13 protein-coding genes and 1 riboswitch are annotated in these 14,634 nt (G+C 37.9%); of the genes, 8 read left to right on the forward strand and 5 right to left on the reverse strand.

Translation table 11 applies throughout. The annotated features are described in order from the left end of the window. The first annotated feature begins 33 nt into the window (after positions 1-33). Positions 34-1,203, forward strand: a complete 1,170-nt coding sequence (locus DYE60_RS05040) for a lipoprotein-releasing ABC transporter permease subunit (RefSeq protein ID WP_115315544.1) — start codon at positions 34-36, stop codon at positions 1,201-1,203. A gap of 4 nt (positions 1,204-1,207) precedes the next feature. On the opposite strand, the gene smrB is transcribed toward DYE60_RS05040, so the two are convergent. Then, positions 1,208-1,735, reverse strand: coding sequence for an endonuclease SmrB (gene smrB, locus DYE60_RS05045; protein ID WP_115315545.1), 528 nt, complete (start codon positions 1,733-1,735; stop codon positions 1,208-1,210). An 87-nt stretch (positions 1,736-1,822) separates the two neighbouring features. Between smrB and prmB the strand changes: the two genes are divergently transcribed. Together prmB and DYE60_RS05055 are read left to right on the forward strand one after the other, a co-directional pair. Then, positions 1,823-2,782, forward strand: a complete 960-nt coding sequence (gene prmB, locus DYE60_RS05050) for a 50S ribosomal protein L3 N(5)-glutamine methyltransferase (protein ID WP_115315546.1) — start codon at positions 1,823-1,825, stop codon at positions 2,780-2,782. 1 nt (position 2,783) lies between these two features. Then, the gene (locus DYE60_RS05055; RefSeq protein WP_115315547.1) at positions 2,784-3,608 is read left to right on the forward strand and encodes an SDR family NAD(P)-dependent oxidoreductase; all 825 of its coding nucleotides are present in this window, start codon (positions 2,784-2,786) and stop codon (positions 3,606-3,608) included. Positions 3,609-3,848: 240 nt separating this feature from the next. On the opposite strand, the gene DYE60_RS05060 is transcribed toward DYE60_RS05055, so the two are convergent. Together DYE60_RS05060 and thiB are read right to left on the reverse strand one after the other, a co-directional pair. Beyond that, on the reverse strand, positions 3,849-4,616 hold the full coding sequence (locus tag DYE60_RS05060) for a phosphotransferase (protein ID WP_115315548.1): 768 nt from the start codon (positions 4,614-4,616) through the stop codon (positions 3,849-3,851). After that, complete coding sequence (gene thiB / locus DYE60_RS05065) at positions 4,616-5,599, reverse strand: thiamine ABC transporter substrate binding subunit (protein WP_115315549.1); 984 nt, start codon at positions 5,597-5,599, stop codon at positions 4,616-4,618. Before thiB ends, DYE60_RS05060 begins: the two co-directional genes overlap by 1 nt. Positions 5,600-5,649: 50 nt before the next feature. Continuing rightward, positions 5,650-5,769: riboswitch (TPP riboswitch) on the reverse strand. Between the two features lie 193 nt (positions 5,770-5,962). On the opposite strand from thiB, the gene guaB reads away from it, so the two are divergent. From guaB to DYE60_RS05090, 5 genes are all read left to right on the forward strand, one after another. Further along, positions 5,963-7,426, forward strand: coding sequence for an IMP dehydrogenase (gene guaB / locus DYE60_RS05070; protein ID WP_115315550.1), 1,464 nt, complete (start codon positions 5,963-5,965; stop codon positions 7,424-7,426). A 165-nt stretch (positions 7,427-7,591) separates the two neighbouring features. Beyond that, positions 7,592-9,163, forward strand: coding sequence for a glutamine-hydrolyzing GMP synthase (guaA, locus tag DYE60_RS05075; RefSeq protein ID WP_115315551.1), 1,572 nt, complete (start codon positions 7,592-7,594; stop codon positions 9,161-9,163). Positions 9,164-9,367: 204 nt separating this feature from the next. Next, a complete protein-coding gene (locus tag DYE60_RS05080) occupies positions 9,368-10,567 on the forward strand; it encodes a tyrosine-type recombinase/integrase (protein ID WP_115315552.1) in 1,200 nt (399 codons plus the stop codon). Between the two features lie 74 nt (positions 10,568-10,641). Continuing rightward, positions 10,642-10,827: a type II toxin-antitoxin system HicA family toxin gene (locus DYE60_RS05085; RefSeq protein WP_115315553.1), complete on the forward strand. Its 186-nt coding sequence runs from the start codon at positions 10,642-10,644 to the stop codon at positions 10,825-10,827. 27 nt (positions 10,828-10,854) lie between these two features. Further along, positions 10,855-11,289, forward strand: a complete 435-nt coding sequence (locus DYE60_RS05090) for a type II toxin-antitoxin system HicB family antitoxin (RefSeq protein ID WP_115315554.1) — start codon at positions 10,855-10,857, stop codon at positions 11,287-11,289. A 432-nt stretch (positions 11,290-11,721) separates the two neighbouring features. On the opposite strand, the gene DYE60_RS05095 is transcribed toward DYE60_RS05090, so the two are convergent. Both DYE60_RS05095 and DYE60_RS05100 read right to left on the reverse strand, forming a co-directional pair. After that, complete coding sequence (locus tag DYE60_RS05095) at positions 11,722-12,768, reverse strand: phage portal protein (RefSeq protein ID WP_115315555.1); 1,047 nt, start codon at positions 12,766-12,768, stop codon at positions 11,722-11,724. Between the two features lie 11 nt (positions 12,769-12,779). Then, positions 12,780-14,558, reverse strand: coding sequence for a terminase large subunit domain-containing protein (locus DYE60_RS05100; RefSeq protein ID WP_115315556.1), 1,779 nt, complete (start codon positions 14,556-14,558; stop codon positions 12,780-12,782). Positions 14,559-14,634 lie beyond the last annotated feature (76 nt).

The raw sequence follows: 14,634 nt of genomic DNA on the forward strand, positions 1-14,634 counted from the left end.
CATTTGATACTCTCTAAGGATAAACATTATTTTATGAATACAACTCTTTTTATTGCACTTCGCTACTGGCGCTCTAAAAGTGCAGATCGTTTTGGTCGAATGGTCACTAATCTCGCAAGTTTTGGGATTATTCTCGGTGTGATGGCACTAATAATCGTGCTGTCAGTAATGAATGGTCTAGAAAGTATGCAAAAACGTAATTTACTTTCCAGTCTTCCTCATGCTGTTTTATCTTTAAAAGAAGGAAAACTCACAAAGGATCAAGCGGTCAAATTTCCTGTATTTATTGCAAAAAGTGTTCCAATCAATCAAACAAATGTAGTTATCCAGAGTAAGAATAGTATCAATGCTGGCCAACTTATTGGGGTTGAAAATAGCAACGATGATCCTCGTTTAACTGAATTGAATATTCAGCAACAACTTCCTAAATCAAGATTTAATGTCATTATGAGCTACTCCCTTGCGAATCAATTAAAAGTGAATAAAGGGGATAAAATTCGCTTAATGATCACAGAAAATAGCCGTTATACGCCTTTTGGACGTGTACCTGTACAACGCCTCTTTACAATTTCAGATCTTTATTTTAGTCAAACTAATGATTCAAATACGTTATTTGCTAATTTAAGTGATGTTGGACGCTTGCTGCATATTTATCCAAATCAAACACAGGGATTACGATTGTTTTTAGATGATCCTTTTAAAGTATCTCAATTAACAGATTATTTTGATCAAAACAAATGGCATATTTCAGATTGGCGAGAACAGAAAGGCGAATTTTTTCAAGCAGTTAAAATGGAAAAAAATATGATGGGATTACTCGTTAGCCTAATTATCATTGTTGCTATTTCTAATATTATCACCTCGCTAAGCTTAATGGTCGTTGATAAACAAGGCGAAGTTGCAATTTTACAAACACAGGGATTAACGAAAAATCAAGTAATGCAAATCTTTATGTTTCAAGGCTCAATTGTTGGAATTATTGGTGCGATTTTAGGTGGTGGACTTGGAATTTTGGCAACTGTCTATCTAAGTGATCTCATTCATTTAATTAGTCCAATGGGAATAGTATTACCAACGGAAATAGCTATTCCCCAAGTGATTAGTATTATTGTAATTTCTATTTTATTATCACTACTCTGCACGCTTTATCCCGCTTATCAAGCAGCAAAAATAGAGCCTGCAACAGCATTAAGATATGAATAAAACATTATCGTCTGACATTGCCGTCGAGCTGCTCCACTAAAATCAAAATCGCAGCATCCCCCCCCCATTCTCTTGGTGCTTGGTGTAATGCGAGAATTTTAGGGTGCTGCACAAGCCAACGTGGAATCTGAGTTTTTAGGGCGTAAGTGCCGTAACCCGTCATAATACTCGCACAAAATACGCCTTCTTTTTCACAGGCTAGAATTAAACTCGCTAATTCCATTTTTGCTTGCTTTCTGGTTAAGCCGTGTAAATCTAAAAAAAGCTCTGGAGAAAAATCGCCACGTCTTAATTGTTTGAGCAAATAAGGATCGACATCTTCACGACGATATTTCACTTTATCATTTTCTTCACTTAATAAAGGCTCATATTCATCGGAAAAATAAAATTGCGTGTCAGCTTTTTCTTTTTGTTCTCTTACTTCAACCGCCTTTTGAGAAGGTTGCTTTTTCATTACAACTGTATCTTGTTTTAATTTTTTTGCCCCTTTCACAGCCTCTTGAAAAAGGGATAATTCGTCATTATTTAGCATTTTATGTCCTTTCAATTCAATTTGGGCATTCTAACATAAAGCGAAATGTGGTATAAACAGCTTAATTTTTTAATTTAGGAAAAAACTATGTCAGAATATCAATATAATCTTGAACTTTTAGATGAAATCCAACAATCTAATATCGCAAATGAACTTCACTCAACCTTAGATTTTATGCGTTGGGCGTATAGCTATTTTAATGCGTCGGATCTTTATTATGGTCACGGTTACGATAATGCGTGGGACGAAGCTCAGCAACTCATTCTTGCCGCCCTGCACTTACCAACCGACGTGCCTGAAAAATTATTTGAAGCACGTTTAACCTTGATTGAAAAATCTCGTATTATTGATATCGTAAAACAGCGTCTAGGTTTCCGTAAACCTATTGCTTATTTAACGCACAGTGCGTGGTTTGCTAGTTTAGAGTTTTATGTTGATGAACGCGTGATCATTCCACGTTCCCCAATCGCTGAACTTGTACAAAATCGGTTTGCAGGTATCTTACACGCTGAACCGCACCGCATTTTAGATATGTGTACCGGAAGTGGCTGTATTGCGATTGCTTGTGCAGAATATTTCCCAAATGCTGAAATTGATGCGGTTGATTTATCGACCGACGCATTAAACGTGGCAGAGATGAACATTCAACATCATCAAATGAGCGAGCGTGTCATTCCAATGCAATCGGATTTATTCAATGAATTGCCACAAGAGCAATATGATCTGATCGTGAGTAATCCACCTTACGTGGATCAAGAAGATCTAAATGATATGCCAGAAGAATACTGCCACGAGCCAGATATGGCGTTAGGTTCAGGTTTTGACGGTTTAGATATCGTTAAACGTATTTTACGTCAAGCCCCTGATTACTTAGCCGATCACGGTTCACTTATTTGTGAAGTGGGTAACTCAATGGTGCATTTAACAGAACAATTCCCTAACGTACCATTTAATTGGATCGAACTTAAAAACGGTGGCTTAGGCGTATTTAGTTTAAGCAAAGAGCAATTATTGGCACACCGTGATGAATTTATCCAAGCAGAATAATATGCAAAATAAAACGATTTTAATCACAGGCTGTTCGTCTGGTATCGGCTATGAAACCGCCAAACTTCTGAAACAACAAGGTTGGCGAGTGCTTGCAAGCTGTCGCAAACAAGACGATGTGCTTCGTTTACAACAAGAAGGCTTTGAGTGTTTATTGCTTGATGTGAATGATTCAACACAAATCAAGCAGGCCTTTGAAGAAATTAAACAAAAAGGCGGACTAGACGCCGTATTTTGTAATGCGGGTTACGGCTTGCCAAGTATGGTCGAAGATGTTTCTCGCAAGGATTTACAAGGCATTTTTGAAACCAACGTATTCGGTGTTTGGGAAGTGATGAATTATGCGTTAAAAATTTTCCGTCAGCAAAATCACGGTAAAATCATTGTTACAAGCAGTATTTTAGGCTTTGCGGCAATGCCATTTCGTGGGGCGTATAACAGCACTAAATTCGCCGTTGAAGCAATGGCGGATACCTTACGCTTAGAGCTAGCAGGGTCGAATATTTCGGTTAGCCTCATCGAACCGGGTCCTATTCAAAGCAACTTTCGTTCTAACAGTGCCAAAGAGTTTGAAAAAATGGATATAAGCGGTTCAATTCATCAGCAAACTTACCAAAAAAATCTGACGTATTTTAATACCAAAGAAAATAAAAATCCGTTTGCATTGCCACCAAGTGCATGTGCCGAAGTCTGTTTGAAAATTTTAAATGCGAAGAAACCCAAAGCACGTTATATGGTAACGCTTCCAACCAAGCTATTTTGGGGACTAAAACGCATTTTACCGACTTTTATTTTTGATATGATTTGCAGAAAATCAGCAGGATAAATCACGTAAGAAAATTGTAATTTTTTATCTATTTATTTTTAAAAATTGATAGCAATTATCACATTGTAGGGGAGGATTGAATGAGCAAAGCGAATGGAATATCCTCCCGCTAAATTTTGATTAACGCACGGGCGGATATACGCAAACAAGTTTGCTAATCACCCCCCACCTTAATAGATGTAACTTATTGATTTATATAAACTTTAAATGTTATCTCACCCTAAGAAATCAAACCAACTTTTAACTCAATTCATACCACAATTTATTTAACAACGAGATAGCAGGATCATACTCTGCTATCTTTTTTTCAAACGCTCTTTGATCAAATTGAGTCAGGCGGAAATAGTGGCTTAGAAAAAATCTTTTCTGCTCATCCGTTAAATCATTATGCTTGAAAAATAACGCTATTTCTAAAGCAGGATCGGAGATTGCCGCATATTCCCAGTCAATTAAAAACACCCGATCTTCATTTTGGATAACATTGCCTAAATGTAAATCGTGATGGCAAATACACTGTGTAAAAGGCTGAATCGGTTTTAATAAGGATAATTCTACGGCAAACTGATTGCTGTCACTCAACTGCTGATTTAAAAAATAGCAACGTTCGATAATATCCAACTTCGGATCAATTTTTGCAAATTCTGAGATAAAAATGACCGCTTCTTGAACATCAAACAGATGTAATTTTGCGATCATTTCTGCTAATTTTTTCAATAAAATAGCATTATAGCGTTGTGGTGGCGAGCCTTGAATATAGCTTAAAATCAGATAATCTTCATTGTGAAAAACCACTTTGGGCATAAAATGAAGCGGTGATATTTTTATTAAAATTTGCAATTCAAGTTGATAATTTATGCCTAAACGCTTGGCTCGTTCACTTTGTTGATGAACGACGTAACGCTCGCCATTTTCAAGTTCAATAATGGAAGAACAAGCTGTCTGATTTGCAAAATCAGTTACAAATTTGACCGCTTGCCCAAAATAATGTTCAAGTTTTTGAATCAACATCACTGACTAACTGCTTTTTGCCATTCAAACTGCCATTTTCTGAGGGTATTTTTATCTGGGGATTGCATCTCTAATACCTTATATTTTGGTAAATTATTTAACGCAGGATCAATATTTTCAGCGATTACTGGCTTCATAATATTATGCGTCGCAATAATTTTTTGTGGCTCTTTTTTATGTAAAAAAGCTAAAAATTGACGGGCTAATTCTTTATGCTTACTTGATTTTAAAATAGCCGCCACTTCAATTTGCGAAAGGTGTCCCTCTGCAAAACTAACAGCTTTATAATCATCATTTTTTTCATACCATTGATGATAAAGAGGTGACGTGCTATAACTCAACACCATATCAGACTCACCTTTCAAAAACGCTCCATAGGTTTCTGACCAACCTTTGCCAATGGTTACGGTATGCTTTGCTAGGCTTTGCCACGCTGAAACTGCTTTATCTTTATAAACCTTGTTGATCCACATCAACAAACCTTGACCCACCGTACTGGTTCTTGGATCTTGATAAATAATTTTTAGGTCTTCACGTTCAACTAATTCTTGCAAACTTTTTGGCGGCTTTTGTAATTTTTTACTATTATAAATAAACGCAAATTCACCGAAATCATAGGGATAAAAAGTGTTATCTTGCCATTGATAAGGTAAATTTAACTCCACTAAATCTAATTGATAAGGTGTAAATAAATTAGATTGTTTTGCCTCTGGCAAAGTGAAATTATCCAAGCCTAAAACAATATCCGCCTTTGTTTTTTTACCCTCCAATCGCACACGATTAAACATTGTAATAGCGTCTTGAAACGGCATAAATTTCAAATTACAACCACACTCTTTTTCAAAAAGTGGTTTTAGTAAAGGTGCTGGCCCCCATTCGGCGGTGAATGAATCATAAGTATAGACCGTTAACGTCGGCACTTCTGCTGATGCGATTGTTGAAAATGCAAGTGTTGAAAAAATAAATAATGGACGAATTTTCATATGATTTCCTTCTAAAAAATAAAAATAGAAGGATTTAAAACAGAATTTTTAAATTGAACTGCCTCAAATCCCTACGCTGATATTACTCAGATCAGGTTCTATGGGTATTTCTCAGCTTTTGCAAAAAGGTAAAAAAATATCACCGCTTGCACGCACCCCAATGAGAACGTTGCGATTATAAAAAAAATAAAAACTGAATACAATAAGAATCACGAAAGCAACTATTTGATTCTAAATTGATCCCAACAATCATATTTTAAGCAACTACAATTAAATTCACCCAATGCTCTTCTCAATACGCTAAATTGCCTGTATAATCCCCCCGCAAACGTTTCTACTACTTTTATTTAAGGAATTTTTGCAATGCTAAGAATCAAACAAGAAGCATTAACTTTTGACGATGTATTACTCGTCCCTGCTCATTCAACTGTATTACCAAATACAGCTAACCTCTCAACCCAACTTACCAAAGATATTCGTTTAAATATCCCAATGCTTTCAGCTGCAATGGATACCGTAACCGAAGCAAAATTAGCAATTTCTCTTGCACAAGAAGGCGGCATTGGATTTATTCATAAAAATATGTCTATCGAACGCCAAGCTCAACGAGTACGAATTGTGAAAAAATTTGAAAGCGGTATTGTGAAAGATCCAACAACCGTTTCACCTGATATTACCCTTGCAGAACTTGCTGAAATCGTGAAAAGAAATAAATTTGCGAGTTTTCCTGTGGTTGATAGCAATAATGATCTTGTTGGTATCATTACTGGGCGAGATACACGTTTTGTGTCAGATTTAACCAAAAAAGTGTCAGAAATGATGACACCAAAAGAAAAGCTAATTACCATTAAAGAAAACGCTGAACGCTCTGAAATTTTAAAACTAATGCACGACAACCGTATTGAAAAAGTGCTTGTGGTTGATGATAATTTCAAATTAAAAGGAATGATCACCGTTAAAGATTTCCAAAAAGCCGAACAAAAACCAAATGCGTGTAAAGATGAATTTGGACGTTTACGTGTCGGCGCTGCGGTTGGAGCTGGTGAAGGCAATGAAGAACGCATTCAAGCATTAGTTGACGCAGGCGTAGATATTCTTCTTATCGACAGTAGTCACGGTCACTCAGAAGGCGTATTACAGCGTGTGCGTGAAACCCGTGCAAAATACCCTGATTTACCAATCGTTGCAGGTAACGTTGCCACAGCAAGCGGTGCGATTGCCTTAGCAGATGCGGGTGCAAGTGCGGTGAAAGTAGGAATTGGTCCAGGTTCAATTTGTACCACTCGTATCGTAACAGGTGTAGGCGTGCCACAAATTACCGCGATTTCAGAAGCCGCAGAAGCATTAAAAGATCGTGGAATCCCTGTGATTGCCGACGGTGGTATCCGTTTCTCAGGCGATATCGCAAAAGCGATCGCAGCAGGTGCATCTTGCGTAATGGTAGGTTCAATGTTTGCGGGAACAGAAGAAGCACCAGGTGAGATCGAATTATATCAAGGACGCTCATTCAAATCTTATCGTGGAATGGGATCGCTTGGTGCAATGTCAAAAGGCTCATCGGATCGCTACTTCCAATCAGATAATGCTGCCGATAAATTAGTACCAGAAGGTATCGAAGGACGCATTCCTTACAAAGGCTATTTAAAAGAAATTATCCACCAACAAATGGGCGGTTTACGTTCTTGTATGGGCTTAACGGGTTGTGCAACAATCGAAGAGTTACGCACCAAAGCAGAATTTGTACGCATTAGCGGTGCAGGTATTAAAGAAAGCCACGTCCACGATGTGAGTATTACCAAAGAAGCACCGAACTACCGTTTGGGCTAGTATTTTTAGAAAATTAAGCGGTTAAATTTTGTATTAAATTTGCAACGCATTGATTTTTAATAAATAAAAACGACAAGGCATGCCTTGTCTCTACAATATCCTATTTATTGTTTACATAACGTAGCGACAGGGCATTCCCTGTCGTTATTCTAAAAAGAGAACAAAATGAACAACATACACAACCATAAAATTTTAATTTTAGATTTCGGTTCGCAATATACTCAACTTATCGCACGTCGTGTGCGTGAGATTGGGGTTTATTGTGAGCTTTGGGCTTGGGACGTTACCGAAGAACAAATTCGTGAATTTAACCCAACAGGAATTATTCTTTCGGGTGGACCTGAAAGCACCACAGAACAAGGTAGCCCACGTGCCCCTGAATATGTATTCAATGCTGGCGTACCAGTGCTAGGTATCTGCTACGGAATGCAAACAATGGCAATGCAACTTGGTGGCTTAACCGAAGGTTCAGATCATCGTGAATTTGGTTACGCACAAGTAGAATTAAAAGGACAAGATCAATTATTTGCAAAATTAAATGATAATTTGACCGCTTCAAATCCACAATTAGATGTGTGGATGAGTCACGGTGATAAAGTAACCAAATTACCACAAGGTTTCCAAGTAACAGGCTTAACCCCTACTTGTCCGATTGCGTCAATGTCAGATGAAAACCGTCAATTCTACGGTGTACAGTTCCACCCAGAAGTGACCCACACTAAACAAGGTTTAGGTTTATTAACTAATTTTGTGGTTAATATTTGTGGCTGTGAAACCAAGTGGACACCAGAAAATATCATTGAAGACGCTGTTGCTCGCATTAAAGCACAAGTGGGCGATGATGAAGTGATTTTAGGCTTATCTGGTGGTGTCGATTCATCGGTAGTCGCATTATTACTACACCGTGCTATCGGTAAAAAATTACACTGTGTTTTCGTGGATAACGGATTATTACGCTTAAACGAAGCTGATCAAGTAATGGAAATGTTTGGCGATAAATTCGGATTAAACATCATCAAAGTTGACGCGGAACAACGTTTCCTAGATCGCCTTGCGGGTGTTGATGAGCCAGAAGCAAAACGCAAAATTATCGGTAATGTATTCGTGGAAGTGTTTGATGAAGAATCCCATAAACACAATAACGTAAAATGGTTAGCACAAGGTACAATTTACCCTGACGTAATCGAATCTGCGGCAAGTAAAACTGGCAAAGCTCACGTAATCAAATCCCACCACAATGTTGGCGGATTACCTGATTATATGAAACTTGGTTTAGTTGAACCATTGCGTGAATTGTTTAAAGACGAAGTGCGTAAAATCGGCTTAGCCTTAGGCTTACCTGCTGAAATGCTTAACCGTCACCCATTCCCGGGACCGGGCTTAGGCGTACGTGTTTTAGGCGAAGTGAGAAAAGAATATTGCGACTTACTCCGCAAAGCAGACGCTATTTTTATCGAAGAACTACACAACGCCGATTGGTACTACAAAGTCAGCCAAGCCTTTACCGTATTTTTACCTGTGAAATCCGTTGGCGTAATGGGTGATGGACGTAAATACGACTGGGTTGTGTCACTGCGTGCCGTTGAAACCATCGACTTTATGACTGCACATTGGGCTCATTTACCTTATGACTTACTAGGTAAAGTATCGAACCGCATTATCAACGAAGTTGAAGGCATTTCTCGTGTCGTTTATGATGTAAGTGGAAAACCACCTGCAACGATTGAGTGGGAGTGATATTTTACTGTTTCATATTGTTTCAGGACATTTCAAAAATAGTATAAAAGCCTTAATTATAAGGCTTTTATCATTTCAGGGCGTTTCATCGCATTTCATTGTATTTCAATTTTTTGTCGGTATAATCTGCGGTATTATTTTTCTATACCGTTAATTTTTTAGAAAATACCGTTATAAAACAAACGGTATTTATTTGGAGCTAAAATGCTGAGTAATTCTAAACTTAAATCGCTTAAACCCAAAGAAAAAGCCTATAAAGTCGCTGATCGTGATGGGCTTTATGTTTTCGTGTCTAAGAAGGGGACCATTTCTTTTCGTTATGACTATATTATTAATAAAAGGCGGGAAACTTTAACAATTGGGCGATTTGGGGCTGATGGGATCAGTTTGAGTGAGGCTCGTGAGAAATTGATGATGGCGAGAAAATTGGTAAGTGAGGGAATTTCGCCGGCTAATGAGAAAAGGCAGAAAAAATTCAGCCTTAGCGGTTGCGGGAATTTCGGTTTTTTTGCTGAGAAATATTTGAAAGAGGTTGAGCTTGCGGAAAGTACAAGACAGTTGAGACGGGCGACATTTGAACGTGAGATTAAGCCTTATTTTGGTAATAAGTTGATGACTGAGATTAAGGCGATTAATATTCGAAATCATTGTGAGATTATTCGTGATCGCGGTGCACCTTCTACGGCTATTTTTGTGAGAGATTTTTTTAATTTGGTGTATAAGTTTGCTATTTCAAAAGGGGCTGAATTTGGTAATCCTGCTGAGAAGGTGGCAAATTCTTCGATTGCGACCTTTAAGCCAAGGGAACGAGTTTTAACGCCTAGGGAAATTCATTTATTTTTCAATGAGCTGAATAATACTGAGCGTTATTTTACGCTTAGAAAAGGCATTTTGTTCATTCTTTATACGATGGTTAGAAAGGGCGAGTTAGTCTCTGCAAAATGGGATGAGTTTGATTTTAATAAGAATATTTGGACAATTCCCGCTGAGCGTATGAAGGCAAGACGTTCGCACAATGTTTATTTATCGCGTCAGGCGCTGGAACTTTTGACGGCGTTTAAAATTTATAGTGAAGAGTCAGAATTTGTGATCCCTTCTCGTACTTCTTTATTCAAGCCGGTTTCTTTGAGTTCTTTAAATCGGGTTGTGAGTGAAACGGTGAAAATTATGCAGGATAAGGGTATGGAGATTGATCACTTTACTATTCACGATTTAAGGCGAACCGCCTCTACTCTGCTCCACGAAAAAGGCTTTAATTCTGATTGGATTGAGAAGGCATTAGCCCACGAGCAGAAGGGGGTGAGGGCGGTTTATAATAAAGCGGAGTATGCAGAACAACGACGGGAGATGATGCAGAAATGGGCGGATATGGTAGATTGTTGGATTAGGGGGCAATCTGTTTAAAAATAATCTGATAAAATCATTGATTTATGTGTATGCGTGTGTATAATAATTATTGATTAAGACAAGGAGGAAGCATGCACTCAAGAGACTTAATCAAAGAGCTTAAAGCTATCGGTTGTTATCAAATCAGGAGTGGAAAAGGAGATCACCATATTTGGTATAGTCCAAAGACAGGTAAAAAATTTCCAATTACGCATCCTGTTAAAGATATTCCAATCGGTACTTTAAGATCAATCAAAAAATCGGCAGGGCTTTTATAGCTCTGCCGAGCTTAAAGCGGAGGTTATATGCTATTTACAATCGGTGTTGAAACACCACAAGATGAAAATACAGCGTTTGGAATGGTTGTGCCAGCACTTTGTAATGATGAATATAGTTGTTTTAGTGCGGCGGATAGTGAAGGAGAGATTATCCCACAAGTAACAGACGCCATTCATACAATGCTTGAATTAATGATTGATGAAGAATTTGATATTTTGTCAATTAAAGATAAAGGGTTCAGATTTTATAAAACCTTAGAAGATTATGATTATTGTGATACTTGGTTATTAATTGATATTGATTTAACCGCCTATTTTGGCAATAAAAAACGCTTAAATATCACATTGCCACAATATTTAATTGATAGAATTGATAGTAAAGTCACGCATTCTGATATATACCGAGATAGAAGCCATTTCTTAGCCGTTGCCTCACAAAAAGAGCTAGGAAATAGAATTTAATTGGTCAATTTTAATGTGATTATGACCGCTTTTTGCGGTCTTTTTTGTATATGAAGATCTACCTTGCAAAATAATGCAGAATTTGCATAATTTTGCGTGATTTTTTTGCAATAAAAAGATCTAAACAAGGCTATATCTAGCAAGGGAAGATCTAGCTTTTATTTTTGCGTAATAAGAGATCGTTTTAGTGGGCAGGCGTGGCGAGGGAATGACTGCGTTTTGTGCGGTGTGGAAAGGGTTAAAATTTGGGCAAAAATTTAATTTATTGGGTTGGATTATTTTGGGATTTGGTATAATACAATGGCAGGATATTATTATTTAAACAGGCAAAGGCAAGCAGTTCTTTTTGGATTGGTTTTTGCAGTCTATTTATTTTGAATATAAAAAAATACAGCACGTTGTCGCACTGTATTTTTGTCTATAAGGATCTGTTTATTTTTTCTTATCGTCTTTGCTTTCTAACAACTCATATTCCTCAAAAGAAATCACTTCTCGTCCTAGCCAAGTGTTGATTTCTTTTAGTCGGCGTTGTAGTAGTTTTATCTCGTTGATAAAAAATACTTTCGCAGCTTTTTCCACGTCCCCAAATCCCCCAGTGTTGGTTGGGATTATTCCCATTAGTTGTGGTGGAACTCGGTGGGCGGCTAAAATATCATCTCGGCTCGTGTTCTTTATATTTAAAAATTCATCTTTGCCGACGGCGTCAGATAATGGAATCACTTTAATTCCGCCGTCCTTTCCTGCTGGGGCGTGAACGAATAGATTTTTAAAATTTCCTTTTCCTTTCGCTTGTTGTAACTGCTCTTTGATTTGCTCCCCTTCATCTTTGCCGATACCTGCGTCATTCACATAAATAATTGATCCTGCGTGAGCCCCATTCACATAATATTTTCGTCTGAACAATGTTGCACTTTCGTTGAGTAATAGGGATTGTAACGCACCCAAATAAGACGGTATTCCGTAAACTTCTTGATTTAAGTCCGGTTGATACAAATGGAAAATACTATCATCAGGAAATTCATAATCATCAACGCCATTCACTACTTGATAATATTTCCCTTGCTCCACGCCCACACGCACATATTTCGCAAGCGGTGCAGTCACTTTCAATGGTTCGCCTAATTTATTACGTTGCACTTGCAAATAAGCATTGCCAAAAAATAGAAAGTCCTGCACAAATTTTTCAAGTTGGGTGTAGCTTAAAAGGTCGGTGGTTTTAATGGTGCTGAGTAAAATATTTTTCTTAACGTCAATAGCACTTTCGTGATGAGTGGACGCCCCTCGCAATTTGGCCAAGCTGTTAAAACTAATCGGCGGTTCATAGTATTTATCGTGCATTAACACGCTCTCAAAATAATTGAGAATATCCGCACGATCAAGCATTGGGGTTGGATCGCCCAAGCTAAAAGAAAAGGCTTGTATACTTTCCGAAGCGGTGGTTTTTTTATGATTTTTTGCAAATTTTTTAGATTTTTTCATTGTCGATCCTGTTAGTAAGTAGAAATTGTGACACGGTTTGATGTTGCCGTTTCGCCAAACGGTACATTTAAAAGGGCGTGCATAATTGCCCAAGCAATATCGCCGTGACTCGCGTCTTCCGAGCGGTCAGACACATAGGTCATCTTCGTGCCACTGCGGGTCGGTTGGCGTTTGATAGTCATAAAGCTAGTGACGATTTTGTTATCATCAAACTTTAAACGGCGTTTTTGAATTAAGTTGCGAGCCTTCAACACCATTTCATTTTTCAATTCAGGGTTATAAGATAAACCGACTGCGTCAGGGCGGAATTTAAGCACTTCTTGATAAACCCCTGTTCCCATTCCTGTTGCGTCAATGGTAATGCGAGTAATGTTGTAGCTTTCACAATAGTGCTTAATATGTTTGGCTTGTTGTTCGTAATCTTCTGAATGATAGGTTTGGGTGTGTAATACACGATATTCGCCCCCTTCCACTTTCGGCGGTGCAATTAACGCCAGTGCTGCACGGTCGCCAGTAAAAGCAGGATCGTAACCTAGCCACACTTCACGATTGCCAAATGGACGAGCATAACCTTCAAAAGGTTTATAATCTGCCCATTCCATAAGCGAATCTGTTTGACATTTTTCTAAATCAGCAAATTTAAATACACTCAAATTATCATCAGCAAATTCACACATAAACAGCTGATTGAATTTTTCTTCTGAGTTTTCAAATTTCAAATCTTCAATATTAAATAAATCACAGCCTCCTCGCTCTGCGTCATAGATATTCACAATTTGTCGCCATTTGCGATCAGGACATAATTTACCGTGCATTAAATGTTCGTGTGAAATATTGATATTAACGCGATCCGCTTTGGCTCGTCCTTGATTAAACTCTTTACCACTCCAAAACGCATAGGCAGGGTGGGCTTTTGTTGATGGTGTTGAAAAGTAAGTTTGACGAAATTGTTTTTGAGATGCCATTGCACTTGCCACCGTTTGTATTTCATCAAATTTAGGCACCCAAAAGATTTCATCAAAATATAAATTGCCATGATAACTTTGGGCTGTGGCTGAGTTCGTCCCTAAAAAATACAGCTCTGCCCCATTGGGTAATAAAATGGTTTCGCCTTTCAGCTCCACATCTGCCACACGTCTTGCATAAGCGGTAATATAAGAACGGAACATCAATGCTTGCTTTTTACTCGCCGATAAAAAGATTTGGTTTCGCCCTGTTTTGAGTGCGTCCACAAATGCCTCGTGGGCAAAATAATAAGTCGCACCGATTTGGCGTGATTTCAAAATGGTGCGAATGCGATTAGTCAGCCCAGCCGTGTACCACATTTTTTGATAATCAAACATCGTCTTATCAAATTCAGTGATTAACAGCATTTTTTGTTCTTCTGAAATCGGGTTTTTATCACCGGTTTTGCGATTTTCAATATTTTGATTACGGCGTTTTAGTTTAGGGTTCAAGTCCGTTTCATTGCCTTCGCCATAAGAATATTTTTTAATTCTGGCGACACCTTCCATTTGACGGCGTAATAAATCAATTTCTTTAAAATCGCCCCCTGTTTTATTTTCTTTTAAGATCAATAAACAAAGGCGATTTTCAATCGCCATTTCCACACGCCCAACAGGTGCTTTATCTTCCCAGTTTTCTCGCTTTTTCCAACTTGCCACCGTGTTATAAGGCAAATCCAACTGTTTTGCGATTTCTGAAATTTTGTAGCCAGCAAAAAACATCACTTGGGCTTTGCGTTTTTTCTCTGTAGTTTCTAGTTCTTTTTCAGTTTCAGAAAGTTCCATAGCGTTTCATTAAGTTTCCTAACGTTTCATTTGTGATGAAAGTGTAGAAAAGGCATATCGCTATTTATATTTAATT

The sequence above is a fragment of the Phocoenobacter uteri genome, assembly GCF_900454895.1.
Lineage (GTDB): Bacteria > Pseudomonadota > Gammaproteobacteria > Enterobacterales > Pasteurellaceae > Phocoenobacter > Phocoenobacter uteri.